Origin of the sequence: Methylobacterium sp. WSM2598, from assembly GCF_000379105.1 — a bacterium.
In the GTDB taxonomy this organism is placed as follows: Bacteria; Pseudomonadota; Alphaproteobacteria; order Rhizobiales; family Beijerinckiaceae; genus Methylobacterium.
Genome location: NZ_KB900609.1, coordinates 425,670 through 452,441, shown reverse-complemented (window position 1 = coordinate 452,441; position 26,772 = coordinate 425,670). Strand labels below are relative to the sequence as shown.

Genomic DNA, 26,772 nt, shown 5'->3' with positions numbered 1-26,772 from the left:
CCCAATCCTCGCATTCCGGCGGAACGCGCGTGCCGGAATGCGAGGAATGGTCGGCCTCCCGGCCGGGATCGCGGCCCTACTCGGCGGCCGCCGGCAGCGCGGCGCGGGCGCGCACCATCTGCGTCACGGCCGTGAAGTCGGTCTTGCCCGAGCCCAGCTGCGGCAGGTGCTCCACCGTCACGATCTCGGCCGGCACCATCAGCTCGCTCGCCCCCCGCGCCCGCGCATGGGCCAGGAAGGCCGAGCGGCTCGCGTCGCGCTTCTCCGTGACCAGGACGAGCCGCTCGCCCTTGCGCGGGTCCGGCACCGTCGCCGCCGCGGAGGCGGCCTCCGGCCAGAGTTCGGCGGCCAGCGTCTCGACCGCCGCGAGCGAGATCATCTCGCCGCCGATCTTGGCGAAGCGCTTGGCCCGGCCCTGGATGATGACGAAGCCGGCCTCGTCGATCGTCACGATGTCGCCGGTGTCGTGCCACCCGCTCGGGGGCGGCTCCAGCACGCCGGGCTTCTCGGCCCGCAGATAGCCCAGCATCACGTTCGGCCCGCGCACGAACAGCCGGCCCCCCTCCGGAACCCCCGGCAGCGGCTCGAGCCGGGCCTCCATGCCGGGCATGATCCGCCCGACCGTGCCGAAGCGGTTGAACATCGGGGTGTTGAGGGCGAGCACCGGCGCCGTCTCGGTGACGCCGTAGCCCTCCAGGATGCGCAGCCCGAACTTCTCCGCGTAGGTCCCGCGGGTCTGCGCCTTCACGGGCTCGGCGCCCGCCAGAATGTAGCGCAGCGAGCGGAAATCGTAGGGATGCGCCGCCCGGGCGTAGCCGGCCAGGAACGTGTCCGTGCCGAACAGGATCGTGGCGTTCGAGCCGTAGACCAGTTCCGGCACGATCCGGTAGTGCAGCGGCGACGGATACAGGAAGACCGGCACCCCGGAGACCAGGGGCAGGACGAGGCCCACCGTCAGGCCGAAGGAGTGGAACACCGGCAGGACGTTGAAGACCTTGTCGGTGCGGCCGAAATCGATGCGGGCCTGGGCCTGGGCGGCATTGGCCAGCATGTTGCGGTGGGACAGGACCACGCCCTTGGGCAGGCCCTCGCTGCCCGAGGTGAACAGGATCGCGGCCGGATCCTCGGGGCGGCGCTGGGCGATCGCCCGGCGCCAGTGCAGGAGCCCGTCGAGCTTGGCGAGCAGGCCGAGCCGCGCCCGGACATCCTCCAGGTAGACGACGCGCAGGCTCTGGCCGAGCCCGGCCACCACGGCGTCGAGCCGGCCCTTCTCCACGAAGGCCCGCGAGGTGACGATCGTGTCGACCTCGGCGGCCCGGCAGGCGCTGAGGATGTTGGCGGTGCCCGCCGTGAAGTTGATCATCGCCGGGACCCGGCCCGCCGACATCACGCCGAGCACCGTCACGGCGGCGCCGTTGGCGTTGGGCAGCATCACGCCGAGGGCGCGGCCCTCCGGCGCGAGGGGAGCGAGGGCGCGGCCGAGCACGCGCGCCCCGACGAGGAGCCGACGGTAGGAGAGGGGGCCCGAGACCGGATCCTCCGCGGCGACGCGCCGCGGGCCCTCGCGCCGGGCCGCCTCGACCACGGCACCGAACACCGTGCGGTCGATCGGAGCGGTGCGGAAGATCAGGTCCGACATCACCCCGTAGAGGGCGGCGCCCGCCGCCTGGCGGCGCTGCTTGCCCTTCAGGGCGGGATCGACCGAGAGCCGCACCGGCTCCAGCACCGTCACGGTGATCTTCGGCCACCATGTCCGGCGCACCTGGGCCCGCGACAGGCGCGAGAACAGCGTGCGCTCCGGCCCCTCGATCCTGACGGGCACGACCACGGCCCCCGCCTTGTCGGCGATCATGCCGGCCCCGTCATAGACCTTCATCAGGCAGCCGGTGACGGTGAGGCGCCCCTCGGGGAAGATGATCAGCGTCTCGCCGCCCCTGACCGTGTTGATGAGGTGGCGCGTCGCCATCGGCTTGGTCGGGTCGAGCGGGATCGCCCGGGTCAGCCACAGGAAGGGCTTTACCCACCAGCGCTGCGCGATGCCGTGGTCGATGGCGAAGGTCGGCTCGCGCTCGGTGAGCGTCAGCGCGAGGCCCCCGTCGAGGAAGCTCACGTGGTTGAGGGCGATGATCGGGTTCGGCCCGGCCGTGTCCAGGTTCTCCAGGCCCCGCACCTCCATCCGGTAGAAGGCGCGGAACAGGATCGACAGGAAGTCCCGGAAGGCGCTCGTCGGCAGCACCGCCAGGATGGCGATCCCGGCCGCGAGGTTGGCCAGCGCGACGATGACGAACAGCCCGGCGCCCGAGACGCCCACCTTCTGCAGCGCCGCGATGCCGGCCGCGCCGAGCACGATCAGCGCCGCCGAGAGCACGTTCGAGGCGGCGATGACCCGGGCGCGCACCTCCTTGGGCGTCCAGGCCTGGAGCGCCGCGAAGGAAGGCACGATGAACAGGCCGGCGGCCGCCGCGAGCAGCGCGAAATCCACCGCGACCCGCACGCCCTCGAAGCGGGACAGGAAGGCGACGGCCCCGAGCGGCGCTGCCGGGACGGAGGCGTGGCCCGCCAGATAGGCGAGGTCGAGGGAGACGAAGCCCATGATCAGGGCCGCGATCGGGGTCGGCAGCACGACGATCCGCCCGGCGCAGAGCCACGAGGCGAGGCCCGATCCCGCCGCCACGCCGATCGAGAACAGGGCCAGCATGGCGGTGACGACCGATTCGTCCCCCCCGAAGCTGCCCTTCACCACGGCTGGCAGCAGGGCCAGGACCACGGCGCCGACGAGCCAGAACCAGCTGGTGATCAGCCCGGTGCGCCACAGCCGGGTGTCCGCGTAGAGGTCGCGCACCAGGCCGACCGTCGAGCGCAGCACGTTGCGGTCGATGACGAGACCGGGCGCGGCCTCGCCGGTCGGCGGGATCAGCAGGCTCGCCGCCCAGCACAGGACCGCGAAGCCCATCACCAGCCCGCCGAAGACCGAGGGCCCGCCATGCGTGACCGCCAGGCCGCCCGCGATCGTGCCGGTCAGGATGGCCAGGAAGGTCGCCGCCTCGATCAGCGCGTTGCCGGCCGGCAGCTCGGCCCGCAGCAGGTGATCGGGCAGGATGCCGTACTTGATCGGCCCGAACAGCGCCGCGATGGCGCCGAACATCACCAGGGCCACGAACAGGACCGGGACCGAGGCGAGGACGAAGCCGAGCACTGCCACCGCGGCGGCGCCGATCTCGGCCGCCTTGAGCCGGCGCGTCAGCCACGCCTTGTCGTGCCGGTCGGCGAGCTCGCCCCCGAGCCCCGACAGGAAGAAGAAGGGCGCGATGAACGCCGCGCCCGCGAGCGTCACCAGCGCGGCCGAGCCCCCATCCGCCCCGCCGCCCTCGCCGCCGACCCCGAACAGGATCAGGAACACCAGCGCGTTCTTGAGGAAATTGTCGTTGAAGGCCGAGAAGAACTGGCACCAGAACAGCGGCGCGAAGCGCCGCGTCGTCATCAGCGATCCGGACATGGTTGAACCTTGGTCGATGGGGGGTCTGCCGAAGGAACGGCGCCAGGGGGCGGCCCGCATTCTATCAGGTTACTCCTTGCCGATCTCCATCAGCAGGCGCTCGGCCCGGGCGTCCTCGATCCGGTTGACCATGCGCTTGCTCTCGTGGACGTCGCGGACCGTTTTCACGAGGGTCACGCAGGATTGCACCAGCATGACGACCCCCATGGCGAGATAGCCCTTGATCCAGAGATCGAGGGGCAGGAACAGGATGCCGCCCCCGACCATGGTGGCGGCCCCGAGGAAGGAGGCGTACGTGAAGGCGACCCAGGCCGAGGTGTGCTGGGTGGCGGGTTGCGTGGTCATGGGATGAGACGTCCTTCTGTGGGCAATGATGTGGCGAGACCAAAAGTGACCGGAGGGTGCGGCCGGAGCACCGGCCGGCTTGCTCAGTCAGGACGCGGCCGGAGCACCGGCCGCTTTGCTGCGTCAGGACGCGGCCGGAGCGCCGGCCGCTTTGCCGGGTCAGGACGCGGCCGGAGCACCGGCCGCTTTGGCCCGCAGGCGCTCCATGACGCTCGCGGCATTGGGACGGGTGCGGGGACCGAAGCCCGCCTCCTCCAGCCGCTCGGCGATGCACGCGGGCTGCGCGGCGTCGAGGATGGTCATCGCTTCCGCCACGGCGGCCTCCTGCGCCTGCTTCTCGCGCAGCCGGCGCAGCGTGGCCTGCGCCTCCGCCAGCGCCGGGCCCGCGCCGGGCGCGCCCTCGCCGCGGCGGACGCGCAGGCGGCGCACCGCCTCGCCGGCCTCGGCGAGCCGCCGGCCGCGCTCCAACTCGGCGAGTTGGCGCCCGCCCTCCTGGACGGTGCGGCGCAGGGCCTCGACCTCCCTGTCGAAGGCGGCACGCGCCTCGGCCAACGACGCGAGGTCGGCCTCCAGCGCCGCGATCGCCTCGGCAGCCTCGCCGGCGAGGTCCTCCCGCCCGCCCGCCAGCGCCGCGACCGCGCGGGTCTCCAGGTCGGCGAGCCGGTCCCGCAGGCCGGCCTCGCGCTTGGCGTCGGCGCCCTGCTGAGCCATCGCCTGCGCCAGGGCCCGGCGGCTGCCGTCGAGGGCGGCCGCGGCCTCCCGGATCTGCTGCTCGAGGAGGGGAAGCGCGTGCTGGTCCAGGACGTCCTCGCAGGCGCGGGCGGCGGCCCCGCGGGCGAGGGTGGCGAAGATCCGGAGCATGAAGGACCTCATGAACGTTGTTCACGAGGCCACGATACACGTCCCTGAACATGGTTCAAGCAGAATTTTGAACGACGTTCACGCGCTGCGGAGGGAGCGAGGTGGGATGACGACGGAGGAGCGCCGCGAGCAGCTGCGCCGGGCGCTGGTCGATGCGGCGGAGGCGGCCATCGTCGAGGGGGGGCTCGGCGCCCTCAAGGCGCGCGACCTCGCCAAGGCGGTGGGCTGCGCGGTGGGTGCGATCTACACGGTCTTTCCCGACCTCGACGCGCTGATCCTCAGCGTGAACCTGCGCACGCTGCAGCTCTTCGAGAGCACGATCACGGCGGTGCGGACCGCGACCGGGGAGGGCGGCGCGGCGCACGCGGACCGAGGGGCGGCGACCGAGGACCTGGTGCGGCTGGCGGTGAGCTACCTGCGCTTCGCCATCCAGCACCCGGCCCGCTGGCGCGCCCTGTTCCAGCACCGGATGGCGGTGGCGCCGCCGGCATGGTTCCTGCGCGAGCAGGTGCGCCTGTTCCAGCACATCGAGGCGCCGCTGGCGGTGCTGCGGCCCGACCTCGACGAGGCTGCCCGGGCCCTTCTGGCCCGCACGCTCTTCTCCGCCACGCACGGCATGGTAAGCCTCGGCCTCGATGAGAAGTTGATGACGCTGAGCGAGCCGGTCCTGCGCCGCCAGATCGAGACCGTCGTCGCCGCGATCGGGCTCGGCCTGACCGGCCCGGCGCGGCCGCCCGAGGAGGTGACACCGTGAGCCATCATCCCGATCCGCCCGCGACCCCGCCCGCATCCCCGCCGGTGACGATCCCGATGCTGCAGGCTTGGCGCGCCGAGGGGCGCCGGATCGTGATGGTGACGGCCTACGACGCCGCGATGGCCCGGCTCGTCGACCCGGTGGTGGACGTGATCCTGGTCGGGGACAGCGTCGGTAACGTCTGCCTCGGCTTCGACAACACGCTGCCGGTCAGCCTCGCGATGATGAACCACCACGTCGAGGCGGTGGCCCGTGCCCGGCCGCGCGCGCTCCTCGTGGCCGACATGCCGTTCCTGACCTTCCACCTCGACCTCCCCGACACGATCCGCAACGCCGGCGGCTTCCTGCAGCGCGGGGCGGCGGCGGTGAAGCTCGAGGGCGGCGCCGCGCGGGTGCCGGTGGTGGAGGCGCTCGTGGCCTGCGAGATCCCCGTGATGGGGCATCTCGGGCTCACGCCCCAGAGCGTGAACGCCATGGGCGGCTTCAAGGTGCAGGGGCGCGCGGTCGCGCAGGCGCGCCGCATCGTCGAGGACGCCAAGCGCCTCGAGGATGCGGGCTGCTTCTCGCTCGTGCTGGAGGGGATCCCGGCGGAACTGGCGGCGCGGATCACCGAGGCGCTGGCGATCCCGACCATCGGCATCGGCGCGGGGCCGCACTGCGCCGGGCAGGTCCTCGTCCTGCACGATCTCCTCGGGCTGCTGCCCGGCCGCAAGGCGAAGTTCGTGCGCACCTACGTCGACGGCTACGGCCTGCTCCAGGCCGGTCTGGCGGCCTACGCGGAGGACGTGCGCGCCGGCCGCTTCCCTGGGCCGGAGGAATCCTACGCCCTGCCGGAGGCGGTGCGGGCGGCTCTGGACTGATTCGGCCGGCGCGCCGGGAAGCCCGGGCGATCAGCCCCCTACCTCCGCCCGGGCGTCGGTCGCCTCGGTGCCGGGAATGCCGAGCAGCCGCGCCAGGTCGGGCCCGGCCTCCCCGCCGAGCAGGTCCGCCAGGGTGGCGCCGTCGAGCACCGCCAGGAAGGCGGCGAGCGCCTCCCCGAGCGCGCGCTTCAGGCGGCAGGAGGGCGTGACCGCGCAGGCGCCGCCGGCGAAGCACTGCGGATGCCGCCGCGGCCCCGCAGCGTGTGGACCTAGCCCGAGCCGCCCGACCTGTCCGTGAACGGCGCCCGGAACGGCCGCGTCCACGCCATGCGGGATCATGTCCGCAGCCTCGCGGCGGGGCGGGACAATGTCCGCCTGCACACCGTCCACGAGGCGCCGGACGCCCAGGACCGGGCCGGAGAGGATTCGACGGGGCGGGCCTGATCACCGCCGAATGGCTCGCCGCCCGGACGCCCTCGGACCGCGCCACCGACTGCCTGTGCGGCCCCAGGCCCTTCCCGGCCGCGCTGGTGAACGGCTTGTCGCGCCGCGGCGTGCCCGAGGAGCGGATCCGCGTCGCGTTCGTCGGCCCGGCCGACGCGCTGGAAGAGGCGCCGCTCGCCGCCCGAGCCCTCAGCGGCCGAGGAAAGCGGGCACCCGCCGCAGGGCGTCCTCCCGGGCGGCGGGGTCGGTGCCCACATGCGCGACGCCGTCCTGGTTCACCGTGTAGGCGAGGCCCCGCCGCTCCCGGACGGGCAGGTTCGGGGCGTCGAAGTCGTGGTAGGCGCCCGGATAGACGACGAGCTCGACCGGGGATCCCTCCGCCCGGGCGGCCTCGGCGAGGCCGCGGCAGGGCTCGGCCCCGGTCCAGTCGTCGGCCCCGCCGACCAGGATCAGGACCGGGATCGCCGCGTGCCAGCCCCGCTCGGCCGGGATGCGGCAGCCCGGATAGAAGGCGACCGCCTTCGCGAAGCCGGGACCCTCGAAGGGGTCGCGCGCCCGCGCGGGTGACGTGGAGCAGGGTCGTGCCGCCGTTCGACCAGCCGAGCAGGCTGACGGCGCGGGACTCCACGTCGGGACGCCCCTGCAGGTAGGCCTTGGCCGCGAAGGCGTCGCCCAGGCGCTCGCGGCCGGGCCGCACGACCCGGCCGGTCATGCCGCATTGCGAGCCCACGCCTCGGGACCCGAAACTGTCCGGCATCAGGACCAGGAACCCCGCGGCGGCGAGGCGCTCGCCCCAATCCGCGTGGCGGGCGTTCAGCCGCCCGTCCCGGTCGAAGAGCCCGCCGCAGCCGTGCAGGGCGACCACGGCCGGGTGGCGCCCCGCCGCCGCAGGGCGGAAGAGCAGGGCCTGGATCGGCTGGCCGTCGGCCGACGGGAAGGTCACCTGCTCGGGCTGCGCCGCGGCGCTCGCGCCGAGCGTCAGCGCGCCGAGGAGGGCGAGGAGGAGCCGGGTCACCGCGAAACTCCCTGGGCCGAACGGGGCGTCGCCGCCGAACTCCGCCCCGGGACGGGCGGCGCAGCGCGGCGCCAGAATGGTCCCGGTTCCGCGCGCCCCTGGCAAGCGCCCGCCGCCCGCCGTTCACCGGAGATCGCCGCGGCATGCCCCGCGCCCGCCGCCCCGATCGCGGTGGGCGCGACGGCGCCCGGAAGGCGCGGCCGCGGCGCGGGCAACCCCTCGACGGATCGGCTCCTGCGTATTCTTCGGAAGGCGCGCGCCGGCCGCAACCCGGTACACGTTCGGCCGCGAATGGACGCGGAATGGAGGCGCCCGTGCCGTCGACCCCTGCCGGGCCGCTCCCCTACCTGGCCCCGATCGACGGCCTGCGCGCCCTGGCGATGGCGGCGGTCCTGGCCTCGCACCTGCCTTGCCCGGACGTCCCGCCGGCCCTGGCCGTGCCCTGGCACCTCGCCAACGAGGCCTGGGTCGGCACCGTCGCGGTCGACGTCTTCTTCGTGCTGAGCGGCTTCCTCATCACGCGCATCCTGCTCCGCCAGATCCTGCTCACCGGACGGGTCGATCTCGGCCGGTTCTACCTCAACCGGGCGCTGCGCATCGTCCCGGCCTACTACGTCTGCCTGCTCGTCGCGACGCTCCTCGTCCGGCACGTCTCGCCCTACACGGTGAGCGCGCTGACCTACACGCTGAACTATTATCAACCCCTGCATCCCGCGTCGTTCACGATGGAGCACGCGTGGTCCCTGGCGGTCGAGGAGCAATTCTACCTGGTCTGGCCGCTCCTCCTCGCCCTGGTGCCGCTCGCCTGGGTCCGCTGGCTGACGCGGGCCGTCCTCCCGGGGATCGCGGTGCTGGCCGCGGTCGCGCTGGCCGAGAGCCTGCCCGCCGAGCTCTCGGCGGAACTCATCTACAAGTCGCTGCCGACGCGGATGCTCTCGCTGTCCCTCGGCGCCTGGATCGCGTTCCGGGAGGCGGAGGGACGATCCGCCTCGGGCCTGTCCTGCCTCGCGACGGTCGCGGCCGGGATCGCCACGATGGGGCTCGGCCTCCTCGGGCGCAGGCTCGGCTACGTCCCGGCCGGCGGCTGGTACTGGTGCCCGACCCTGGTCGGCTGCGCGCTGCTCAGCTACGGGATCGTCGCGCACCTCGCGGTCGGCCGCCCGGCCTCCTGGCTGTCCGGCCTGCTCGCCGCGGCGCCGCTGCGCTCCCTCGGCCGGATCTCCTACGGCACTTACCTGTACCATCTCGTCGTCATCTACGCGCTGGGCGTGCACGAGGCGCAGCTGGGCGGGCGGGTTCCCGCCGGGCTCACGGTCGCGACCGCCCTGGGGTTGAGCCTCGCGCTCGGCGCCCTCTCGCATCGGCTCGTCGAGCGGCCCTTCCTGCAGCTGCGCGACGCCGCGTGGCGCCTGCCGAGTCCCCGCCGGTTGCGGCCTGGCAGGCCAGGCCCCGCCGCGTAGGCGCCGGCTTGCCGGTGCCGTCGTTCATCGGGCGTCCAGCGCGGCCGCGCTAACCAGCGCCGCGGGGGACCGGCGCGGCCGGTCCGGCCAGCCCGCGGCGAGGAGTGCCCGCCCGTGATGCGACCGCTGCGTCCCGCCCGCCCCGTCGTCCTCGCCGGCCTCGTCGTCCTCGCCGGCCTCGTCGTCCTGGCCGCCCCGGCGCTCCCCGGCGCCCCGCGCGCCGCGACCCTGGAAGCCACCTACCGGGTGACGCTGGCGGGCCTGCCGGTCGGGACGGCGACCCTGCGCACCGAGATCGGGGCCCGGCGGCGCTACGCCCTGCGCCTCGACGCGACCCTGAGCGGCCTCGCCAGCGTGCTCTGGGGCGGCAAGGGCACCGCCACCGCCCAGGGCGGCCTCGCCGAGGCGGCGGTGCGGCCCCAATCCTTCGCGCTCGATGCCGATTACGGCGGCACGCCGATCAGCGAGCGCATGAGTCTGGATGCCGGCCGGCTCGTCGCCGTGCACATGACGCCGGATGCGCGGGCGAAACCCGACCGTGTGCCGGCGCGGCCCGGCGACGACCGCGACGTCGTCGACCCGCTCTCGGCCCTGATCGGTCCGCAGCTGAGCCCGCCCGGCGCCCCGACCGCGCGCGATTGCGACCGGACATTGCCGGTCCATGACGGCACGGCGCGCTTCGACGTGCCCCTCGGCGAGGGGCAGGCGATGACCTTCGACGGCCCCGGCTACGCGGGCCCTGCCGTGCTCTGCCGGGCCCGCTACGTGCCGCTCTCGGGCCATCGGCCGAAGCGCTGGGTCGTGCGCGCCATGCAGGAGAATCGCGACCTGCGCGTCTGGCTCGCCCCGGTCGGGTCCAGCCGCGTCCTCGCCCCCGTGCGCATCGCGGTGGGCACGACCTTCGGCACGGCGATGGCGGAGGTCACCGCGTGGCGCCTCGACGAGCCGGGTGGCCGCTGATCCCGGCGGCCATCTCCCATGACAGCTGGTTCGGTTCCCGAACCTTCGTGACGTCGTTGGCGTGTATCGCACGTTCGAGATGTCCCGGGCTCGGCCGGCGCCACCCTGTCGGGCTTCCGCGGCCCGCGCGCCGCGGCGGCGACCGCGCGGCCGGGAACCTTTTCGATCCTCCTGCGGTTGCGGGCTGACTTGCGAGCGGCCCGCCCCCGGGCAGGGCCCCGCACAGGAGGACACGCGATGAACAAGCTCGTTCGTGGAACGCTGACCGCCAGCATCCTGGTCCTCGGTGCCGCAACCGCCTACGCGCAGGGCGGCGCTGGCGGCGGAGGCGGGGCCGGCGGCGCGGGTGGCGGGGCCGGCGTCGGGGCGGGCGGCGGTGCGAGCGGCGGAGGCGCGGGCGGCGGTGTCGGCGGGGCAGGCGGCCCGGGCGGCGGGGCCGGTGCGGGCGGCGCGCGCGGTGCGGCCGGGGGACCCGGCGGAGCCGGCGGCGGTGCCGCGGCCCAGGGGGCCGGCGGCGAGCGCGGCGGTGCCACGGCCGGCGGCGAGCGCGGCACGGCGGGTCAGCCGGGCGGCCGCGCGGCGGAGGGATCGGGCCGAACCGGCGGCGCCGGGGAGGCGGGCACGCAGCGCGCCGGCGAGCGGGCCGGCGAGCGCGGCGAGCGCGACACGACCCGCGGGGCCGAGCGCGGCGGCGACAAGGGTGAGCGGGGCGAGAAGGGTGAGCGCGCGGCGGAGCGCGGCGAGCGCGGCACCGAGCACGGTGCGGGGCGCGGCGAGCGCACCGGGGCCATCGGCGAGGCGCGCGGGGCGGCGTCCCGGCTCGACACCCATCAGCGCACCGAGTTCCGCCAGACCATCGTGAATTCCGGCGTGCGGCCGCTGCGGGATGTCCACTTCTCGCTGTCGGTGGGCACGGCGGTGCCGCGCTCGGTCACCCTGCACGCGCTGCCGCCGGCCATCATCTCGCTGGTGCCGGCCTATCGGGGCTTCCGCTACGTGCTGGTCAACGACGAGATCGTGATCATCGATCCGGACACCTACGAGATCGTCGACGTCATTCCGGCCTGATCCCGTCCCGCGTCACGGTCGGCATGGCCCTTCCCCGCGCCGCGGGGGAGGGCTTTTTTCTGCACGCCGCGGCGATGGAGCGATCCGTCCCTGGTCACGCCACGTCGAGGCCGAGATCGATGATCGCCGCGCTGTGGGTGATCCAGCCGGCGGAGATCAGGTCGACGCCCGAGGCCGCCACCGCGCCCGCCGTCTCGCGGGTGATCCGCCCGGAGGCCTCGCTGATCGCGCGGCCGTCGATCATCGCGACGGCGCGGCGCAGCGCGTCCGGCGCCATGTTGTCGAGGAGCACCGCGTCGGCCCCCTCCGCCAGCGCCTCCTCGAGCTGGGCCAGGGTGTCCACCTCCACCTCGATCTTGACGAGGTGACCGGTGCCGGCCCGGGCGCGGCGGATCGCCGGCCCGACGCCGCCCGCCACCGCCACGTGGTTGTCCTTGATCAGCACCGCGTCGTCGAGGCCGAAACGGTGGTTCGACCCGCCGCCCGCCCGCACCGCGCGCTTCTCCAGGGCCCGCAGGCCCGGCGTCGTCTTGCGGGTGCAGACGATGCGGGCGGGGCCGTGCGCCCGGGCTGCCTCGACCAGCGAGGCCGTGGCGGTGGCGACCCCCGACAGCCGGCAGAGCAGGTTGAGCGCCACCCGCTCCGCCGACAGGATCGCCCGGGCCGGGCCGGAGAGGTGCATCACCGTCTCCCCCGGCGCGACCTGGCTGCTGTCCGGCCGCGCGATCGACACGGCCACCTCGGGATCGAGGAGCGCGAAGGCGAGCGCCGCCGCGTCGGTCCCGGCGATCACGCCCGCCTGGCGGGCCGCGATCACCCCCGAGAAGCGGGCCTGGGCGGGCACGATGCTGTCGGTGGTGAGGTCGCCCGCGCGGCCGAGATCCTCCAAGAGCGCGGCCCGGACGACGGGCTCGACCAGGAGGCGCGGCAGGGGCGGGAGCGAAAGGGCGTCGGTCATCGGACCTCCTCGACGGCGAGGGTTTCGGCGAGGCGGCGCGCCTCGCCCAGGGTGATGTCGGCGTGGCGCGGTGCCTCCTGCGCCGGGTGGTCCGCCCGCCAGTGGGCGCCGCGGCTCTCGCGCCGCCGCAGGGCGGCCGCGGCGACGAGGAGCGCCACGCTCGCCCCGGGCGCCCCGGCGGCGTCGAGGGCGGCCAGCCGCGCCAGCGCCCGGCCGAGGCCCGGAGCGTCGCGCACCACCCCGACCGCCCCGGCCATCAGGTCGCGGATCTCGGCGCAGGTCCCCCGGCCGGGCGCCGCTCCCGCAACGGGCTCAAGCGCGGTGCGCCCGGCCGCCTCGCTCCCGCGGAGATCCGCCGCGATCCAATCCGCGAAGGCGAGCGCTTCGAGCAGCGAGTTGCTGGCGAGGCGGTTCGCCCCGTGCAGGCCCGTGCAGGCAACCTCGCCGCAGGCCCACAGGCCGGGCAGCGAGGCGCGCCCGCGCGCGTCCACCCGGATCCCGCCCATGTGGTAGTGGGCCGCCGGGCGGACCGGGATCGGCGTCGAGGCCAGGTCGATCCCGGCGGCGCGGCAGAGCGCCGCCACGGTCGGGAAGCGGCGGGCGACCTCGGTGCCGCGCGCGTCCAGGAAGACGCGCTCTCCCCGCGAAGTGCGGGCGAAGATCGCCCGGGCGACGACGTCGCGGGGCGCGAGGTCCCCGCCCGCGATCCCCGCCATGACCCGCGCGCCCGCCCCGTCGACCAGCACCGCCCCCTCGCCGCGCAGGGCCTCGGTGGCGAGCGGCAGCGGGCCCCCGCCCGACACCGCGATCGCCGTCGGGTGGAACTGCACGAATTCCACGTCGCGCAGGATCGCGCCGGCCCGCGCCGCGAGGGCGAGCCCCTCGCCGAAAGCCCCTTGCGGGTTGGTGGTGTCCCGGTAGAGCGCCCCGATCCCGCCGGTGGCGAGCACGACGGCGCGGGCCCCGAGGTCGACGGCCCGCCCGTCCCGGACCGCGCGCAGGCCCGCCACGCGGCCCCCTGCGTCGCGGCGCAACGCGGCCGCGCTCGCGACCACGACGTCGATCGCCGGGGAGGCCGCGACCGCCCGCTGCAGGGCGCGCAGCACGGCGAGCCCGGTCGCGTCCCCGCCCGCCTTGACGATCCGCCGCCCGTGCGCGGCTTCGAGGCCGAGCGCGAGCGCGCCGCCCCGGCCGCGGTCGAAGCCGACGCCCAGCGTGGCGAGCCAGCCGACCAGGGCCGGCCCCGCCGCGGCGACGCGCTGCGCCACCTCCTCCTCGCTCAGGCCCGCCCCGGCCGCCAGCGTATCGGCGGCGTGGAGCGCGGGCGCGTCGTCCGCACCGAGCGCGGCCGCGATGCCGCCCTGCGCCCAGGCGGTCGCCGTGCCCTCGCCCAGCGGCGCGGCGGTGATCAGCGTCACCGGCAGCGGCGCCAGCCGCAGGGCCGTGGCGAGGCCGGCGATGCCGGCCCCCACCACCGCGACGCGGTCCCGGCTCACGGCCGCACCGCCAGCATGCGCTCGACGGCCCGGCGGGCGGGGGCGATCAGGTCCGCCGGCACCGTGACCTCATGCGTCAGGGTCTCCAGGGCCCGCCGGATCTTGCGCAGGGTGATCCGCTTCATGTGCGGGCAGAGGTTGCACGGCTTGACGAACCGGATGTCCGGGTTCCGGACCGCGAGGTTGTCGGCCATGGAGCACTCGGTGATCATCGCCACGGAGGCGGGCCGGCGCTGCTCGACGTAATCCTGCATGGCCGCGGTCGAGCCGGCGAAATCCGCCTCCGCCACCACCGCGGGCGGGCATTCCGGGTGGGCCAGCACCGTCACGCCCGGATAGGCCTCGCGCAGCTCGCGGATCTCGGCGGGGCCGAAGCGCTCGTGCACCTCGCAATGGCCGGCCCAGGACAGGATCTCGATGCCGGGCAGCTCGGCCTGCACGTTGCGGGCGAGGTACTCGTCCGGGATCAGCAGCACCCGGCTCGCGCCGAGGGACTCCACCACCGCCCTCGCATTGCCCGAGGTGCAGCAGAGGTCCGATTCCGCCTTCACGGAAGCGGAGGTGTTCACGTAGGTCACGATCGGCACGCCCGGGTAGCGCCGGCGCAGGGCCCGCACGTCCGCGGGCGTGATCGAGTCCGCGAGCGAGCAGCCCGCGGCCGCGTCCGGGATCAGGACGGTCCTGTCAGGGTTCAGGAGCTTGGCGGTCTCGGCCATGAAGTGGACCCCCGCCAGGACGATCACCTGCGCGTCGGTACGGGCGGCCTCGCGGGCGAGGGCGAGGCTGTCGCCGACGATGTCCGCCACGGTGTGGAAGATCTCGGGCGCCTGATAATTGTGGGCGAGCACCACCGCGTTGCGGGCGCGCTTGAGCGCCTGGATCGCCGCCACCTCCTCCGCCAGCGCCGGCCACTCCATCGCCGGCACGTGGCCGCTCACCCGCGCGTAGAGGTCGGGCAGGGGCAGCGTCGCCCCTGATGCACGCACCGTCGCCACCATGGCTCCCTCCGGGTTTTGCTCAAGATGAGCATTTATTCCGCGAGCCTAGACCCGGTTTTGGCGCCTGTCCAGATATGCTTCGAATGAGCATAAGGGCGCGGGCGCGCCCCGCCTCGGATCAGCCGCGCCGGCCGGGGGGCAGGCGCAGGCCGGGGGCCGGGCGCTCCAGCAGCACCTCGCGGCGGAAGCGCATCAGCCGCGCCGGGCGGCCGCCGGTCTCGCCGCTGATCGCGTCGGTCTCCTCGACGAGCCCCTGCTGGGCCACCAGGCGGCGGAAATTCTGCTTGTGCAGCCGCACCCCGGCGAGCGCCTCGACCGCGCGCTGCAGCTGGCCGAGGGTGAAGGTCGGGGGCATGAGTTCGAACACGACCGGCCGGTACTTGATCTTGCCGCGCAGGCGCCCGAGGGCGGTGGCCAGCATGCGCCGGTGATCCAGGGCCATGGGCTGCCCGGCCAGGGTCTCCGCGGCCCCCGCCTCCGGGACGAGGCCGGCCTCGAACAGCAATTCGTAGCGTTCCAGCACCCGCTCCTCGTTCCAGCCGGCCTCGGCGCTGCCGAAGGCGAGACCGATCCGGTCGTGGCGGCGGGTGCGGGCGCCCGCCTCCGGGGCGGCCTCGGCCCAGGCGGCGAGGCGGGCGCCCAGCGCGTCGAGCAGGGCGGGCCGGCCGCCGCGCCAATCCTCGTAGGGGAAGTACCGGTACCAGCTCTGCCACGCGGAATCGGCCGCCGGCTTGGCCTCGCGCACCAGGGCCAGGTAGGCGACCGAGAGGGCGTGCGGGCCGCCCCCGCCGGGCCGGCGGTCGCGGTCGCCGAACGTGTAGAGCTGCTCAACGTAGCCGAGCGTCTGTCCGGTCTTGCGCTCAACCCAAGCGCGCAGACCCCGCTCCAGCGTCGGGTGGGCCGGCTCCAGGGGGCCGGAGGGCAGGCCCTCGCCGCGGCCCGGCGGCTGGCCGGCGACCGGCACGGTGAGGACCCGCGGCTCCTCCCGGCTCGCCGCCAGGATCACGGCGGCGAGCCCGACCGTGAGGGCCGCCGCCTCGGGATCCCGCACGACCCGCACCACCTCGTCCATCCCGTCTCCCACGCGCCGTGGAGCCCTTACCACGGCGGCGGGCCGCGCCTCCACGGCCCGGGCGGGCGAATGAACCGCTTTTTCTCCAGAGACTTGCCCTGCGGACAGGAGTCCCGCCCGCGGCGCGTCATCCGCCATCCGGTTGATGGCTTCGCCATCTCCGATTTCGGCCATGCGGATGCCGGCGTCGCTCAGGCGCCGCGCTCAGGCGCGGCGCAGGCTCCTGATCCGGGATCCGCTTCGATCAAGCCGATCCCGGATCACCCGTCGTCGCGGCGATAGGGGGTGCAGGTCTCGTAGTCGCGAAGCGCCTGCCCGACGTAGCCGGCCTCCCGGCGCAGGTAATCCGCGATCGCGCGGCGCAGGCCCGGATCGGCGATGTCGTGGGCCGAGTGCATCACGACCGGCCGGTAGCCCCGGGCCAGCTTGTGCTCGCCCTGCGCGCCGGCCTCGACGCGGCGCAGGCCGCGCGCGATCGCGAACTCGATCGCCTGATAGTAGCAGACCTCGAAATGCAGGAACGGGTGGTCCTCGATGCAGCCCCAGTTCCGGCCGTAGAGCGCCGCGTCGCCGATCAGGTTGATGGCGCCCGCCACGTAGCGGCCCTCCCGCCGCGCCATCACCAGGAGCACGCGCTCGGGCATGCGCTCGCCCAGGAGCGAGAAGAAGCGGCGGTTCAGGTAGGGCCGGCCCCACTTGCGCGAGCCCGTATCCATGTAGAACCGGTAGAACGCGTCCCAATGGGCCTCGGTCAGGTCCGATCCGGTCACCCACTCGACCGTGAGACCGCCGGCGAGGGCGTCCCGCCGCTCCCGCCGCAGCACCTTGCGCTTGCGGGAGGCCAGCGCCCCGAGAAAGTCCTCGAAGCCGGCATAGCCCTGGTTCTCCCAATGAAACTGCTGGTCGATGCGCTGCAGCAGGCCGAGCTCCCCGGCGCGGCGCCACTGCGCCTCGGGCATGAAGGTCAGGTGGATCGAGGAGGCCTTGGTCTCCTGGCGCAGGGCCCGCAACCCCGCGATCAGGGCGGAGGCGGCCTCCTCGGGCGGCTCGCCGGGCGCCACGAGCAGGCGCGGCCCGGTCACCGGCGTGAAGGGCACGCTGACCTGGAGCTTCGGGTAGTACGCGCCGCCGGCCCGCGCGTAGGCATCGGCCCAGCCGTGATCGAAGACGTACTCGCCCTGCGAGTGGGATTTGAGGTAGCACGGCGCGACGCCGACGAGCCGTCCGGCGCGCTCAACCGTCACGTGCAGCGGCAGCCAGCCGCTGCGCCCCGAGACGCAGCCTGCCTCTTCCAGGGCCGACAGGAAGGCGTGGGTGACGAAGGGATTGTGGGTCTCGCCGGTCCCCGCGAGGGATTCCGTCGAGAGGGCGCAGCGGTCCCACTCGGCCGCCGGGATCTCGGCGATCCGTGGCACGACGCGCACCGTGAGGGCGTCCGGCGAGGCCGGGCCGCATTCTGCTTCGCCGCCGCTCTCCATCGCCCCGGACCTAGAGCCGGCGGCCGAGCTGGGCAAGGCGCCGCGACGCCGCGGAGCCGCCGCGCCGCCCGCGCGTTCCCTCCCGGCGAACCGGAGGTGCCTCACCGTGAACCCGATGGCCGAAGCCTGGGATGCCCGCATCGACCGCGCGACGGAGCGGCTGCCCGCCCGCGCGCGGCGGACGATCACGTGGCTCAGGGCCCCGGCCCGGCGCTGGATCCGCATCCCGGCGGCCCTGCTCCTGATGCTGGGCGGGCTGCTCTCGATCCTGCCGGTGCTCGGCCTGTGGATGCTGCCCCTCGGCCTCGCCCTGCTGAGCGAGGACCTGCCGGTCATGAAGGCGCCGCTGGAGCGCGCGGCCCGCTGGATCGAGCGGGCGTGGCGCCGAGGTTTCCCCAACCGGAGAGCGTGACGCTTGCGCCACGCACCCGCCCCAAGTTGCGGAGCGCCGCCGCGGACAGCCATCGTTCAGACTTGATCCATCATCATGTGACGATCCTCACAGAACGAGGGGTCGGTTTGCCGGATGCTGGCGCCACGTTCGAAAGCGGATCGAGTCATGACCCACCTGTATTTTCACTGTGGTCGCGCCGGCGAGCTGCTCCTCGACTACCGCGGGGCTGACGTGAGCGACCTGAGCGAAGCCCGTGACCGTGCCCTGGCGGTCGCCCGCTCGATGATGGAGACGGCCTACGGGCACGAGGATTTCTCGGATTGGTTCGTCTGCGTCGGCGACGAGGAGGACGAGGAGCTGCTGCGCATCCCGTTCACCTCGGCCCTGCCGACCCTGCACTGAGGCGCCTTTCCCCGTTTCGCGCGCCGCCGGGGCCGGGCGCCCCGGCCTCAGAGCGCGTCCGAGAGGCTGACCTCCTGGTCCTGCGTGAGCGCCACCGCGGCCGGCAGGCCGCGCCATTCCAGCATCAGCATCACGGCGGCGAGCAGCGCCAGCGCGACCGCGACCAGGATCGGCGTGACGGCGCGGGCATGGAAGCGCAGCATGCGCAGGATCGCGCAGCCCAGCACGAAGCCGAAGGCCGACAGGACGGGAGCGACCTGGATGTGCATGCTGAACCCCGCGCGGAGCGTCGGATCGCAGCCTGCCAGAGGCGCGGCGCGCGCGCATCGGGCATTTGCATGACGCTGCGTCGGATCGGCCGCGCGGCACCTCGGCGGAATGCCTCCGCGCCGTCGCCGCGGAGGTGCCGCGGACAGCCCGGTCCCGGCGACGCTGCGCGCCGGGCCGACCCGTGCTAGACGGCGCCCGAGCGGAGGGCCTGCCATGCGGGCGGAGCGGGCGAGCGGGGAACCGGAGCGCGACGCGGAGCGGGCCGCGTTCCGCTACGAGGCGATCGCGCCGATCACCGACTTCCAGAACGTCCTCGACGAGGCGGCCTACCGGCCGGTGCCGGATTCGTGGTGGGTCGCGCTCACGGACGTGGTCGATTCGACGGCCGCCATCGCGGCGGGCCGCTACAAGGCGGTGAATTTCGCGGGCGCGGCCGCCATCGCGGCCGTGCGCAACGCCCTCGGCGGGCGCGACCTGCCCTTCGTGTTCGGCGGGGACGGGGCGACGCTGCTGCTCGCCCCGGAGGAGGTCGAGGCGGCCCGCCGGGCGCTCGCCGCCACCGTGGCCTGGGTCGCGGCCGAGCTGGATCTCACCCTGCGCGCCGCCCTGGTGCCGGTCGCGGCGATCCGCGAGGCCGGGTTCGACCTGCGGGTCGGCCGCTACGCGCCCTCGCCGCACGTCGCCTACGCGATGATGACCGGGGGCGGGCTCGCCTTCGCCGAGCAGGCGCTCAAGGCGGGGCGCCACGCCGTGCCGCCGGCCGCCGGGGAGCGGCCGGACCTGACCGGCCTCTCCTGCCGCTTCTCGCCGGCCCGGGCGCGCCACGGGCTCATCCTGTCGGTCCTCGTCGTCGGCCGGCCCGGGGCCGATCCCGCCGCCCTGCGGGCGGTGATCGGCGACGTGCTGCGGATCGTGGCGGCCGCTCCCGCCATGGGGCGCCCCCTGCCGGACGGGGGACCGCCCCTGCGCTGGCCCCCCGCCGGGCTCGCCCACGAGGTCCGCGCCCGCGCGGGGCCGCGCCTGCTCGGCCGCCTGCGCCTCGGCCTGCACACCCTGGCGGCCCATCTCCTGTTCCGCTTCCGCATCCCGGTCGGCGGCTTCTCGCCCGACCGCTACCTGCACGAACTCGTCGGCAACGCCGATTTCCAGAAATACGACGACGGCCTGCGCATGACGCTCGACTGCGACGAGGCCGTCGCGGCGGCGATCGAGGCGAGGCTCGCCGCCGCGGAGGCGGCCGGCCTCGTCGCCTTCGGGCTGCACCGCCAGGAAGCCGCCCTGACGACCTGCATCACCCCGGTGCCGAGCGCGAGCGACCACGTCCACTTCATCGACGGCGACGGGGGCGGCTACGCCCGCGCCGCCCAGGCCCTGAAGGCGAAGCTCGCCGCCTGAGCGGGCCGCCCGATATGTGTCCGGATCGGCGGACGGGACGGCCCGCGGGCGACGCCTGCGGGCGGAGCCGGGACCGGGGAGGAGCCGATGGACATCGTGGCCGACGTGAGCCCGCCGGAGATCCCGTTCCTCGGCCCCCTCGACCCCGTCACCGCCGCCGCCGTGCGCGCGCGCCTGGAGCCGATCGCGGTGCCGGGCGGCGCGGTGCTGTTCGAGCAGGACGCGCCCGCCGACGCGCTCTACGCCCTCGTCTCGGGGGCGATCGGGATCTCGGCGCGCGACCCCCTCACGGGGGAGGCGCGGCCCGTCGCCCGCGTGCGCCCGCCCGAGACCGTGGGCGAGATGGCCCTCCTCTCCGGCGAGCCGCGCTCGGCCACCGCGACGGTGCTGCGCGATTCCGCCCTGCTGCGATTGTCGAAGCGCGCCTTCGACGACCTCGTCGCCCGCCACCCGGCGACGATGCTCTACTTCGCCCGGCTCCTGGCCTCGCGGCTGCGCAGCGCCTCGGCCTGCACGCCGGTGGCGACGACGCCGATGACCTTCGCGGTGATCGGCGTGACCGAGGGCGTCGACGTGCCGGCCTTCGCACGGGGCTTCGCGGCGGCCCTGCCCGGGCGCTCGGCCCTGCTCACCGCCTGGCCCGACGACGCGGACGAGACCTGGTTCCACGCCCTGGAGACCGCGCAGGACCAGGTCGTCTACGCGGCCGAGGCGCCGGGCTCGGGCTGGGCCAATCTCTGCCTGCGGCGGGCCGACCACGTCCTGCTGCTGGCCGCGCCCGGGCGCCGGCCCGGCGCGGCCTTCTCGGGTCGGATCACCATGCCGATGCAGGGCTGGACCCACCAGGACCTCGTCGTCCTCAACCCCGCCGACGCGCAGCGGCCCGGCCCGCTCGACCCGGCCCTGGCGGCGCTGCCGGTGGAGCTCCGCCTCCAGGCCCGGGCCGGGAACGCCGCCGACCTCGCCCGGGTCGCCCGGCTCGCCGGAGGGCGCGCCCGGGGGCTCGTGCTCGGCGGGGGCGGGGCGCGCGGCTTCGCGCATCTCGGCGTGATCCGGGCGCTCACCGAGGCCGGCCACGCGGTCGACCTCGTGGCCGGGACCAGCATGGGCGCGGTGGTGGCCGCCAGCCTCGCCATGGGCTGGGACCTGGAGGAGATCGGCGCCCACACGGTGGCGGCCTTCGTGGCGAGCTCGCCCCTCAACGACTACACGCTGCCGATCACCGCCCTCACCCGCGGCGCGAAGGTGGACCGCCGCCTCGCCCAGCATTTCGGCGAGGCGCGGATCGAGGATCTCTGGCTGCCCTACTTCTGCGTCTCCTCGAACCTGACCACCGGCGCGGCGATGATCCACCGGGCGGGGCCGCTCGTGACGGCCCTGCGCGCCAGCATCGCGGTCCCGGGCCTGCTGCCGCCGGTCCTCCACCCGGAGGGCGTGCTGGTGGACGGGGGCGTGATGAACAACCTGCCGGCCGATCTGATGGCGGGTCTGCGCCGCGGCACCGTGCTGGCGGTCGACGTGGCGAGCGACCTCGCCCTCGCCACCATGCCCGAGCGCCCGTTCCGCTCCCGGCTGGTGCGCCGCGCCCTCGGGGTGCCCTTCGCGATGCCGGGCATCGCCCAGATCCTGCTGCGGGCCGCCACCGTGTCGAGCGACGCCTCGGCGGCGATGGCGCGGGGCCGGGCGACGGCCTTCCTGCAGCCGCCCCTCGCCGGCATCGACCTGCGCGCGTGGCGCAGCTACGCGGCCGTGGCCGAGATCGGCTACCGGCACGCCCGCGCCAAGCTGGAGGAGGGCGCCCTGGAGGGCTGGGCGGCGGGGCGCGCCGGGTGATCGCGGGGCCTCGGGCCGCCGGTCCCCGGGCTGCGCGGCGGCAGGGCGCCGCGTGGCTGCGGTCATGGCTGCGGTCATGGCTGCGGTCGCGAAACCCGAACCTCTCCCAGGCCGAAGCCGCCGCGGCGCTCGGGGTCAGCCTGCGACGTGGCGCGACGACGAGAGCGGGACGCACCTTCTGCCGAAGACGGTGCGCCTCGCGGCGATCGGGCTCGATCATCAGGGAGGCCGCCTGAGCCCGGCCGTGCCATGGTGCGCGGAGTTTCTCCCGCTCCTCACCCGCGCGGCGGCGCCGCGAGGCGTCATGCGTCGGGCGGCGACACGCCGTCGATGGCGAGGCGCAGGTGCTCCGGCCCCCGCAGCGACGCGCCCGGCCGGTAGGGCGGCGGGTCGTCGAGGAGGCGCGGGTTGCGCAGCCGCCGCGCCAGGGCGACCAGCGCCGCCTCCGCCTCCAGCCGCGCCAGCGGGGCGCCGACGCAGAAATGCAGGCTGCCGCCGAACCCGAAATGCTGGTTGTCCTCCCGGTCCGGGTCGAACCGGTCGGGATCGGCGAAGCGGGCCGGGTCGCGGCTGCCGGAGGCGAAGAGCAGCACCACCGGCGCCCCCGCCGGGATCGTCGTCCCGGCGAGCTCGATCTCGGCCAGGGCCTTGCGGGTCCGGAAATGGACCGGCGGCTCGTAGCGCAGCAATTCCTCGATCAGCCGCGGGGCGATCTCGGGCTCGGCGCGCAGGCGCTCCAGCTGCGCGGGGAAGCGCAGCAGCGTCAGCATGCCGTTGGTGATCAGGTTCACGGTCGTCTCGTGGCCGGCGATCAGCAGCAGGATCGAGGTCGCGATCAGGTCGTAATCCCCCATCCGGCCGGCCTGCGGATCCTCGCGGGTCGCGAGCCCGGTGAGCAGGTCGTCCTTCGGGTGGCGCCGCTTGTCCTTGATCAGATCCTGCATGTAGGCGGCGATCGCGTCGAAGGTCTCGATGTTCCGGCCGAGCGCCGCCTCGTCCTGGCGCGCGTCGGGTTCGAGGGCGGTGGCGAGCTGCGTCGCCCAGCCGTGGAACCGGCCCTCGTCCTCCGGCGGCACCCCGAGGAGCTCGCAGATCACCGTGACCGGGAGCGGGTAGGAGAAGTCGTCCACGAGGTCGATCGCGCGCGCGTCCCGGCGCCGGTCGAGGAGGTCGGCCACCAGTCCGTCGACCCGGCCGTGCATGGCCCGGATCCGCTCGGGCGTGAACTCGCGCATCACGTGCCGCCGCAGCACGTCGTGGTCGGGCGGATCGCGGAAGATGAAGGGCCGGTGCTTGGTGCGGACGTGGTCCTTGAACGGGTTGATGATCCAGTCCTTGAACGGGTTGCCGGTGCGCGGGTGCGAGGTGGAGGGCAGGTCCTCCGAGCTGATGCGCGGGTCGAACAGCAGGGCCCGCAGGGCCGCGTGGGTGGTGACCACGTAGGTGCCGTCGTCCTGGCGCGCCACCGGCGCCTCGCGCAGCCGCGCGTAGAGCGGGTAGGGGTTCGGGCGGTTGGCCGGATCCTTGACCGCGGCGAAGAGGGTCGGGTCGGGCATCGTCGTCAGCCTCGCGCCGGACTTGCGGGAAAACCGGGATCGGCGCGGGCGACGCGACCCTGGTCCGTCGCCCCGAGGATCGGCGGGAAAGCGGCGCGGGCCTCGATCCGGGCCGCGTAGGCGGGCAGCCAGCGGGCCTGGTCGAACGACACCGCCGCGACGGTGCGGCCATGCCGGCCGTAGACCGCCACGAAGCGCCGCGCGCCGACATCGCCCTGGGTCACCGCCACGCTGTCGGCGCCGTTGGTGAGGCCCACCGACTTGATGTTCACGTCGAACTGGCTCGACCAGAAGGCCGGGATCTCGGCGTAGGGGGCGCCGGCCTGCCCGAGCAGCGTGCGGGCGGCGTGCTCGGCCTGCGCGACCGCGTGGCCCCAATGTTCGAGGGCGACGGGGCCGTCCTCGAACAGGGGGTGGGGGAAGCGCGCCACGTCGCCCGCCGCCGCGATCCCCTCGACCGCGCGGCCGTCGCGGTCGAGGACGCGGCACTGGCCGTCGCAGGCGACGCCGCCCGCATCCGCCGCCAGCCCCGAGCCGGCGAGCCACTCGGTGTTGCGCAGCGCCCCGAGCGCCACGATGACGACCGGCGCGGCGACGGTGCCGCCGCCGACGAGGCGGGCGCCCCGGACGCGGCCCTCGCCGTCCGAGTCCAGGGCCTCGACGCGGGTCGAAGGACGGTAATCGACCCCGGCCTCGCGCAGCATCGCGGCCACGGCGGCGCCGATCCGGGTGCCGAGCACCGAGGCGAGCGGCGTCGGGTTCGGGTCGACCAGCGTGACGGGAAGCCCGATCGACCGGCAGGCCGAGGCCGCCTCGCAGCCGATGAAGCCCGCCCCGATGATCAGGACGCGCCGCGGCGCCGCCGCGAGCGCGCCGCGCAGGCGCTCGGAATCCTCGCGGTTGCGCACGCTGTGGACGCCGGCCAGGGCGGCCTCCGCGGCGTTCGGCCAGGGGCGCGCCCGCGTGCCCGTCGCGATCAGGAGACGGTCGAAGGGCAGGCGCTCGCCCGTCGCCAGGGCGACCTCGCGGGCGGCGAGGTCGAGGCCGACCGCCGCCGTGCCGAGCCGCCAGGTCAGGTCGAGGCCGGGCCGCGAGGGCAGGGCGATGCGGTCGGCCCGCGCCTCTCCGGTGAGCACCCGCTTCGAGAGGGGCGGGCGGTCGTAGGGCGGGTAGGGCTCGTCGCCGACGAGCGTGATCGGCCCGGCATGGCCGTGCCGCCGCAGGGCCTCGGCGCCGCGAAGGCCCGCCAGCGAGGCGCCGACGACGAGGATGCGGTCCCGGTCAGCCATGGGATCCCGCCTCCTCGGGCTCGACCTCCAGCAGGATCGCCCGGACCGGGCAGGCCTGGACCGCCCGCTCGATCTCCCGGCGGCGCTCCGGCGGGGGCGCCGCGTCGTAGACCAGCACCTCCGGCCCGTGCAGGGCGAAGCTCTCGGGCGCCGCGAAGCAGCACTGGGCGTAGGCTTGGCAGCGATTGAGGTCGACGACGACGCGCATGGGCTCCTTCACCTCCTGCCGGCTCCGCCGGTGCCGGCGCCGGTCCGTGTCCCGGGCCCGCCCGCGCGGGTTCGCCGCGGCGCAACATGGCCCCGCCGACAACGCCGCGACCGGGCCGGGCGGTTCTCGCACGGGCCAATTCGCCGCGCCGCCGCAAAGGTTACGAACCGGCGAGGCGGCCGTCAGGCCGCGAAGCGCTCAGCCCGCCCGTGCGGCGCGTCGTAATCGAGGATCGGGCCCAGCGGGACGATCCCGGTCGGGTTGATGGTGGCGTGGCTCTCGTAATAGTGGCGCTTGATGTGGGTCAGGTCCACGGTCGGGCGGATCGCCGGATGCTGGTAGAGGTCGCGCAGGTAGGGCGCGAGGTTGGGATAATCCGCGATCCGCCGCAGGTTGCACTTGAAGTGCCCGACATAGACCGGGTCGAAGCGGACGAGCGTGGTGAAGAGCCGGATATCCGCCTCCGTCAGCGTCGGGCCGAACAGGAACCGACCGCGGTCGAGCCGCGCGTCCAGGGCGTCGAGTTCCTCGAACAGGGCCGTCACCGCCTCCGCGTAGGCCGCCTGGCTGGTGGCGAAGCCCGCCTTGTAGACCCCGTTGTTGACCCGGTCGTAGACGCGGGCGTTGAGGGCGTCGATCGCCTCCCGCAGGGCGTCCGGGCAGAGGTCCGGGCCGCGCGCGCCCGCGCCGTCGAAGGCGCGGTTCAGCATCCGGATGATCTCGGCCGATTCGTTCGACACGATCGTGCGGCGCTCCCGGTCCCACAGGACCGGGACGGTGACCCGCCCCGTGTAGTGCGGATCGGCCATGACGTAGATCTCGGACAGGCGCGCGGCCCCGTTCACGGTGTCGGGCCCGGCCCCGGGCGAATCGTCGAAGACCCAGCCCTCGGCGCCCATCAGCGGATCGACGACCGCGACCGAGATCGCCTGCTCCAGCCCCTTCAGGGCGCGCACGATCAGCGTGCGGTGCGCCCAGGGGCAGGCGAGGGAGACGTAGAGGTGGTAGCGCCCGGGCTCGGCCCGGAAGCCGCCGGTGCCGGTGGGGCCGGGCGCGCCGTCCGCCGTCACCCAGTTGCGGAAGGCGGAGTCCTTGCGCACGAAGCGCCCGCCGGTCTCCTTCGTGTCGTACCAGCGATCCTGCCAGACGCCGTTGACGAGCAGCCCCATGCCGATCTCCCGGATGATTCTCGACGGTGCCCGCTCCCGCGGCTCTCACGCCCGCCCGGCGAGCTTGCGCCTCGCATAGGCCTCGACGTCGAAGCGGTCGTCCGGCACGCGGTACAGGAAGCGCTCGGCCATCTCGACGAGGAGCAGGTGCGGGCGTACCCGCGCGACGTAACCCCAATCCACGCTCGCGGACCACAGGAAATGCACCTCGCGAAAGCTCTCGGCGAGGAGCCCCGTGAGGAAGAACGTGCCGAAATGCGCGCAGGAATCCCCGAACAGCACGAGGCAGCGGGGATCGGCCAGGGGGCTGTCGTTCCGGAACACCACCCGGGCGCCGACGTGGAGGTCCATCGCCCGGCCCTGCGCCTCGAAGGTCTCGACCAGGCTGTTGGCCCCGACCCGGCGCGCGTCGCGCAGGTACTCGACCATGCGGGCGACCTCGCGCGGCCGGTCCGGCAGCTTCCCGCCCAGGTCGAGCACCGCCTCCGTCTCGCGGTAGGGCCGCGCGGCCAGGTCGGCCCGCGGCGCGGCGGCGAGGCCCCGCATGATCTCCGCGTAGGCGAGCTGGCAGCCGCGCTCGGTCCAGTGCGTGTCGGTGCGCAGGAAGAGCGGGCGCTCGCCGGCCCGGGCCGCCCGCATCGGGCCGACGAGGTCGATCCAGGCGCCGGCCGCCCGCGAGCGGGCGAGCCGCGCCCCGAGGCGCCGGGCCGGCGACAGGGCCGGATCGAGGGCGATCCCGTCGAGCCGGTCCTCGTAGATGCTGAGCTTCTCGGGGATGACGACGTGGTGGTAGCGCAGGCCGAGCGCCGCCGCGCGGGCGCTGCGCCGCTCGATCAGCCGGCGCCAGCGCCACAGCAGCCAGGCATTCGGGAGGGTCGCCCGGTACTGCGCCAGGACCCGGTTGGTGCCTCCGGTGAGGAAGAGCCACCCGTCCCGCCCGACATGGACGCCATCGCGGTTTCTCGTCATGCGCGCCGCTGTAGCTTCCCCG

Annotated in this window: 24 protein-coding genes and 2 pseudogenes; 9 read left to right on the top strand and 17 right to left on the bottom strand. The window is 74.9% G+C overall.

The window, feature by feature from the left end:
* Positions 1–76 precede the first annotated feature (76 nt).
* The 3 genes from MET2598_RS0102205 to MET2598_RS0102195 form a co-directional block, all read right to left on the bottom strand.
* Positions 77–3,496, bottom strand: coding sequence for an acyl-[ACP]--phospholipid O-acyltransferase (locus MET2598_RS0102205; protein WP_026190462.1), 3,420 nt, complete (start codon positions 3,494–3,496; stop codon positions 77–79).
* Positions 3,497–3,565: 69 nt separating this feature from the next.
* Positions 3,566–3,841, bottom strand: coding sequence for a YiaA/YiaB family inner membrane protein (locus tag MET2598_RS0102200; RefSeq protein WP_012334309.1), 276 nt, complete (start codon positions 3,839–3,841; stop codon positions 3,566–3,568).
* 159 nt (positions 3,842–4,000) lie between these two features.
* Complete coding sequence (locus tag MET2598_RS0102195; RefSeq protein WP_018259739.1) at positions 4,001–4,702, bottom strand: PspA/IM30 family protein; 702 nt, start codon at positions 4,700–4,702, stop codon at positions 4,001–4,003.
* Positions 4,703–4,808: 106 nt separating this feature from the next.
* On the opposite strand from MET2598_RS0102195, the gene MET2598_RS0102190 reads away from it, so the two are divergent.
* On the top strand, positions 4,809–5,456 hold the full coding sequence (locus MET2598_RS0102190; protein WP_012334311.1) for a TetR/AcrR family transcriptional regulator: 648 nt from the start codon (positions 4,809–4,811) through the stop codon (positions 5,454–5,456).
* Complete coding sequence (panB, locus tag MET2598_RS0102185) at positions 5,453–6,316, top strand: 3-methyl-2-oxobutanoate hydroxymethyltransferase (RefSeq protein WP_012334312.1); 864 nt, start codon at positions 5,453–5,455, stop codon at positions 6,314–6,316. The genes MET2598_RS0102190 and panB overlap by 4 nt, the downstream gene beginning before the upstream one ends.
* A 30-nt stretch (positions 6,317–6,346) precedes the next feature.
* On the opposite strand, the pseudogene MET2598_RS35855 reads toward panB, so the two are convergent.
* The 3 genes and pseudogenes from MET2598_RS35855 to MET2598_RS43320 all read right to left on the bottom strand — a co-directional run.
* Positions 6,347–6,553, bottom strand: a pseudogene (locus MET2598_RS35855) (Rrf2 family transcriptional regulator); the annotation flags it as partial.
* Between the two features lie 396 nt (positions 6,554–6,949).
* Entirely contained in the window at positions 6,950–7,252 is a 303-nt protein-coding gene (locus tag MET2598_RS43325; protein WP_269083035.1) for a dienelactone hydrolase family protein, read from the bottom strand.
* Positions 7,253–7,382: 130 nt separating this feature from the next.
* A pseudogene (locus MET2598_RS43320) lies at positions 7,383–7,625 on the bottom strand (dienelactone hydrolase family protein); the annotation flags it as partial.
* 464 nt (positions 7,626–8,089) lie between these two features.
* Here MET2598_RS43320 and MET2598_RS0102170 point away from each other — a divergent pair.
* From MET2598_RS0102170 to MET2598_RS0102160, 3 genes are all read left to right on the top strand, one after another.
* The gene (locus MET2598_RS0102170) at positions 8,090–9,235 is read left to right on the top strand and encodes an acyltransferase family protein (protein WP_236728653.1); all 1,146 of its coding nucleotides are present in this window, start codon (positions 8,090–8,092) and stop codon (positions 9,233–9,235) included.
* Between the two features lie 117 nt (positions 9,236–9,352).
* Positions 9,353–10,195 carry a DUF3108 domain-containing protein gene (locus MET2598_RS0102165; RefSeq protein WP_012334316.1) on the top strand — a complete coding sequence of 281 codons (843 nt, stop codon included), beginning with the start codon at positions 9,353–9,355 and terminating at the stop codon, positions 10,193–10,195.
* 237 nt (positions 10,196–10,432) lie between these two features.
* Positions 10,433–11,263, top strand: a complete 831-nt coding sequence (locus MET2598_RS0102160; RefSeq protein ID WP_018259734.1) for a DUF1236 domain-containing protein — start codon at positions 10,433–10,435, stop codon at positions 11,261–11,263.
* A gap of 94 nt (positions 11,264–11,357) precedes the next feature.
* Here MET2598_RS0102160 and nadC read toward each other — a convergent pair whose 3' ends face one another.
* From nadC to MET2598_RS0102135, 5 genes are all read right to left on the bottom strand, one after another.
* Positions 11,358–12,221, bottom strand: coding sequence for a carboxylating nicotinate-nucleotide diphosphorylase (gene nadC / locus MET2598_RS0102155; RefSeq protein ID WP_018259733.1), 864 nt, complete (start codon positions 12,219–12,221; stop codon positions 11,358–11,360).
* Positions 12,218–13,717, bottom strand: coding sequence for an L-aspartate oxidase (locus MET2598_RS0102150; RefSeq protein ID WP_018259732.1), 1,500 nt, complete (start codon positions 13,715–13,717; stop codon positions 12,218–12,220). Before MET2598_RS0102150 ends, nadC begins: the two co-directional genes overlap by 4 nt.
* Entirely contained in the window at positions 13,714–14,715 is a 1,002-nt protein-coding gene (gene nadA, locus MET2598_RS0102145) for a quinolinate synthase NadA (RefSeq protein ID WP_018259731.1), read from the bottom strand. The genes MET2598_RS0102150 and nadA overlap by 4 nt, the downstream gene beginning before the upstream one ends.
* Positions 14,716–14,833: 118 nt before the next feature.
* Complete coding sequence (locus MET2598_RS0102140; protein WP_012334321.1) at positions 14,834–15,787, bottom strand: NUDIX hydrolase; 954 nt, start codon at positions 15,785–15,787, stop codon at positions 14,834–14,836.
* Positions 15,788–16,047: 260 nt separating this feature from the next.
* The gene (locus tag MET2598_RS0102135; protein ID WP_018259730.1) at positions 16,048–17,265 is read right to left on the bottom strand and encodes a GNAT family N-acetyltransferase; all 1,218 of its coding nucleotides are present in this window, start codon (positions 17,263–17,265) and stop codon (positions 16,048–16,050) included.
* A 115-nt stretch (positions 17,266–17,380) separates the two neighbouring features.
* Here MET2598_RS0102135 and MET2598_RS0102130 point away from each other — a divergent pair, with 115 nt between their 5' ends.
* Together MET2598_RS0102130 and MET2598_RS0102125 are read left to right on the top strand one after the other, a co-directional pair.
* Positions 17,381–17,677, top strand: a complete 297-nt coding sequence (locus MET2598_RS0102130) for a hypothetical protein (RefSeq protein ID WP_012334323.1) — start codon at positions 17,381–17,383, stop codon at positions 17,675–17,677.
* Between the two features lie 147 nt (positions 17,678–17,824).
* The gene (locus MET2598_RS0102125) at positions 17,825–18,061 is read left to right on the top strand and encodes a DUF6894 family protein (protein ID WP_012334324.1); all 237 of its coding nucleotides are present in this window, start codon (positions 17,825–17,827) and stop codon (positions 18,059–18,061) included.
* Positions 18,062–18,108: 47 nt separating this feature from the next.
* On the opposite strand, the gene MET2598_RS0102120 is transcribed toward MET2598_RS0102125, so the two are convergent.
* Positions 18,109–18,330: a hypothetical protein gene (locus MET2598_RS0102120; RefSeq protein ID WP_018259728.1), complete on the bottom strand. Its 222-nt coding sequence runs from the start codon at positions 18,328–18,330 to the stop codon at positions 18,109–18,111.
* Between the two features lie 214 nt (positions 18,331–18,544).
* Between MET2598_RS0102120 and MET2598_RS0102115 the strand changes: the two genes are divergently transcribed.
* Positions 18,545–19,726 (top strand): DUF3095 domain-containing protein, encoded by a 1,182-nt coding sequence (locus MET2598_RS0102115; RefSeq protein ID WP_018259727.1) that lies wholly within the window; start codon positions 18,545–18,547, stop codon positions 19,724–19,726.
* An 87-nt stretch (positions 19,727–19,813) separates the two neighbouring features.
* Positions 19,814–21,559, top strand: a complete 1,746-nt coding sequence (locus tag MET2598_RS0102110; protein WP_018259726.1) for a patatin-like phospholipase family protein — start codon at positions 19,814–19,816, stop codon at positions 21,557–21,559.
* 302 nt (positions 21,560–21,861) lie between these two features.
* Here MET2598_RS0102110 and MET2598_RS0102105 read toward each other — a convergent pair whose 3' ends face one another.
* The 5 genes from MET2598_RS0102105 to MET2598_RS0102085 form a co-directional block, all read right to left on the bottom strand.
* Complete coding sequence (locus MET2598_RS0102105) at positions 21,862–23,115, bottom strand: cytochrome P450 (protein ID WP_018259725.1); 1,254 nt, start codon at positions 23,113–23,115, stop codon at positions 21,862–21,864.
* 5 nt (positions 23,116–23,120) lie between these two features.
* Positions 23,121–24,404, bottom strand: a complete 1,284-nt coding sequence (locus MET2598_RS0102100; protein ID WP_018259724.1) for an NAD(P)/FAD-dependent oxidoreductase — start codon at positions 24,402–24,404, stop codon at positions 23,121–23,123.
* Complete coding sequence (locus MET2598_RS0102095; protein WP_012334330.1) at positions 24,397–24,612, bottom strand: ferredoxin; 216 nt, start codon at positions 24,610–24,612, stop codon at positions 24,397–24,399. The genes MET2598_RS0102100 and MET2598_RS0102095 overlap by 8 nt, the downstream gene beginning before the upstream one ends.
* Before the next feature lie 182 nt (positions 24,613–24,794).
* A complete protein-coding gene (locus MET2598_RS0102090; RefSeq protein ID WP_018259723.1) occupies positions 24,795–25,781 on the bottom strand; it encodes a glutathione S-transferase family protein in 987 nt (328 codons plus the stop codon).
* Positions 25,782–25,826: 45 nt separating this feature from the next.
* Entirely contained in the window at positions 25,827–26,750 is a 924-nt protein-coding gene (locus MET2598_RS0102085; RefSeq protein WP_012334332.1) for an alginate O-acetyltransferase AlgX-related protein, read from the bottom strand.
* Between the last annotated feature and the right edge of the window lie 22 nt (positions 26,751–26,772).

What these genes read in the sequence shown, in the direction of transcription:
- MET2598_RS0102205 (WP_026190462.1), bottom strand. Translation starts at nt 3,496, where the DNA reads ATGTCCGGATCGCTGATGACGACGCGGCGCTTCGCGCCGCTGTTCTGG.
- MET2598_RS0102200 (WP_012334309.1), bottom strand. Translation starts at nt 3,841, where the DNA reads ATGACCACGCAACCCGCCACCCAGCACACCTCGGCCTGGGTCGCCTTC.
- MET2598_RS0102195 (WP_018259739.1), bottom strand. Translation starts at nt 4,702, where the DNA reads ATGCTCCGGATCTTCGCCACCCTCGCCCGCGGGGCCGCCGCCCGCGCC.
- MET2598_RS0102190 (WP_012334311.1), top strand. Translation starts at nt 4,809, where the DNA reads ATGACGACGGAGGAGCGCCGCGAGCAGCTGCGCCGGGCGCTGGTCGAT.
- MET2598_RS0102165 (WP_012334316.1), top strand. Translation starts at nt 9,353, where the DNA reads ATGCGACCGCTGCGTCCCGCCCGCCCCGTCGTCCTCGCCGGCCTCGTC.
- MET2598_RS0102160 (WP_018259734.1), top strand. Translation starts at nt 10,433, where the DNA reads ATGAACAAGCTCGTTCGTGGAACGCTGACCGCCAGCATCCTGGTCCTC.
- nadC (WP_018259733.1), bottom strand. Translation starts at nt 12,221, where the DNA reads ATGACCGACGCCCTTTCGCTCCCGCCCCTGCCGCGCCTCCTGGTCGAG.
- nadA (WP_018259731.1), bottom strand. Translation starts at nt 14,715, where the DNA reads ATGGTGGCGACGGTGCGTGCATCAGGGGCGACGCTGCCCCTGCCCGAC.
- MET2598_RS0102140 (WP_012334321.1), bottom strand. Translation starts at nt 15,787, where the DNA reads ATGGACGAGGTGGTGCGGGTCGTGCGGGATCCCGAGGCGGCGGCCCTC.
- MET2598_RS0102135 (WP_018259730.1), bottom strand. Translation starts at nt 17,265, where the DNA reads ATGGAGAGCGGCGGCGAAGCAGAATGCGGCCCGGCCTCGCCGGACGCC.
- MET2598_RS0102130 (WP_012334323.1), top strand. Translation starts at nt 17,381, where the DNA reads ATGGCCGAAGCCTGGGATGCCCGCATCGACCGCGCGACGGAGCGGCTG.
- MET2598_RS0102125 (WP_012334324.1), top strand. Translation starts at nt 17,825, where the DNA reads ATGACCCACCTGTATTTTCACTGTGGTCGCGCCGGCGAGCTGCTCCTC.
- MET2598_RS0102120 (WP_018259728.1), bottom strand. Translation starts at nt 18,330, where the DNA reads ATGCACATCCAGGTCGCTCCCGTCCTGTCGGCCTTCGGCTTCGTGCTG.
- MET2598_RS0102115 (WP_018259727.1), top strand. Translation starts at nt 18,545, where the DNA reads ATGCGGGCGGAGCGGGCGAGCGGGGAACCGGAGCGCGACGCGGAGCGG.
- MET2598_RS0102110 (WP_018259726.1), top strand. Translation starts at nt 19,814, where the DNA reads ATGGACATCGTGGCCGACGTGAGCCCGCCGGAGATCCCGTTCCTCGGC.
- MET2598_RS0102105 (WP_018259725.1), bottom strand. Translation starts at nt 23,115, where the DNA reads ATGCCCGACCCGACCCTCTTCGCCGCGGTCAAGGATCCGGCCAACCGC.
- MET2598_RS0102100 (WP_018259724.1), bottom strand. Translation starts at nt 24,404, where the DNA reads ATGGCTGACCGGGACCGCATCCTCGTCGTCGGCGCCTCGCTGGCGGGC.
- MET2598_RS0102095 (WP_012334330.1), bottom strand. Translation starts at nt 24,612, where the DNA reads ATGCGCGTCGTCGTCGACCTCAATCGCTGCCAAGCCTACGCCCAGTGC.
- MET2598_RS0102090 (WP_018259723.1), bottom strand. Translation starts at nt 25,781, where the DNA reads ATGGGGCTGCTCGTCAACGGCGTCTGGCAGGATCGCTGGTACGACACG.
- MET2598_RS0102085 (WP_012334332.1), bottom strand. Translation starts at nt 26,750, where the DNA reads ATGACGAGAAACCGCGATGGCGTCCATGTCGGGCGGGACGGGTGGCTC.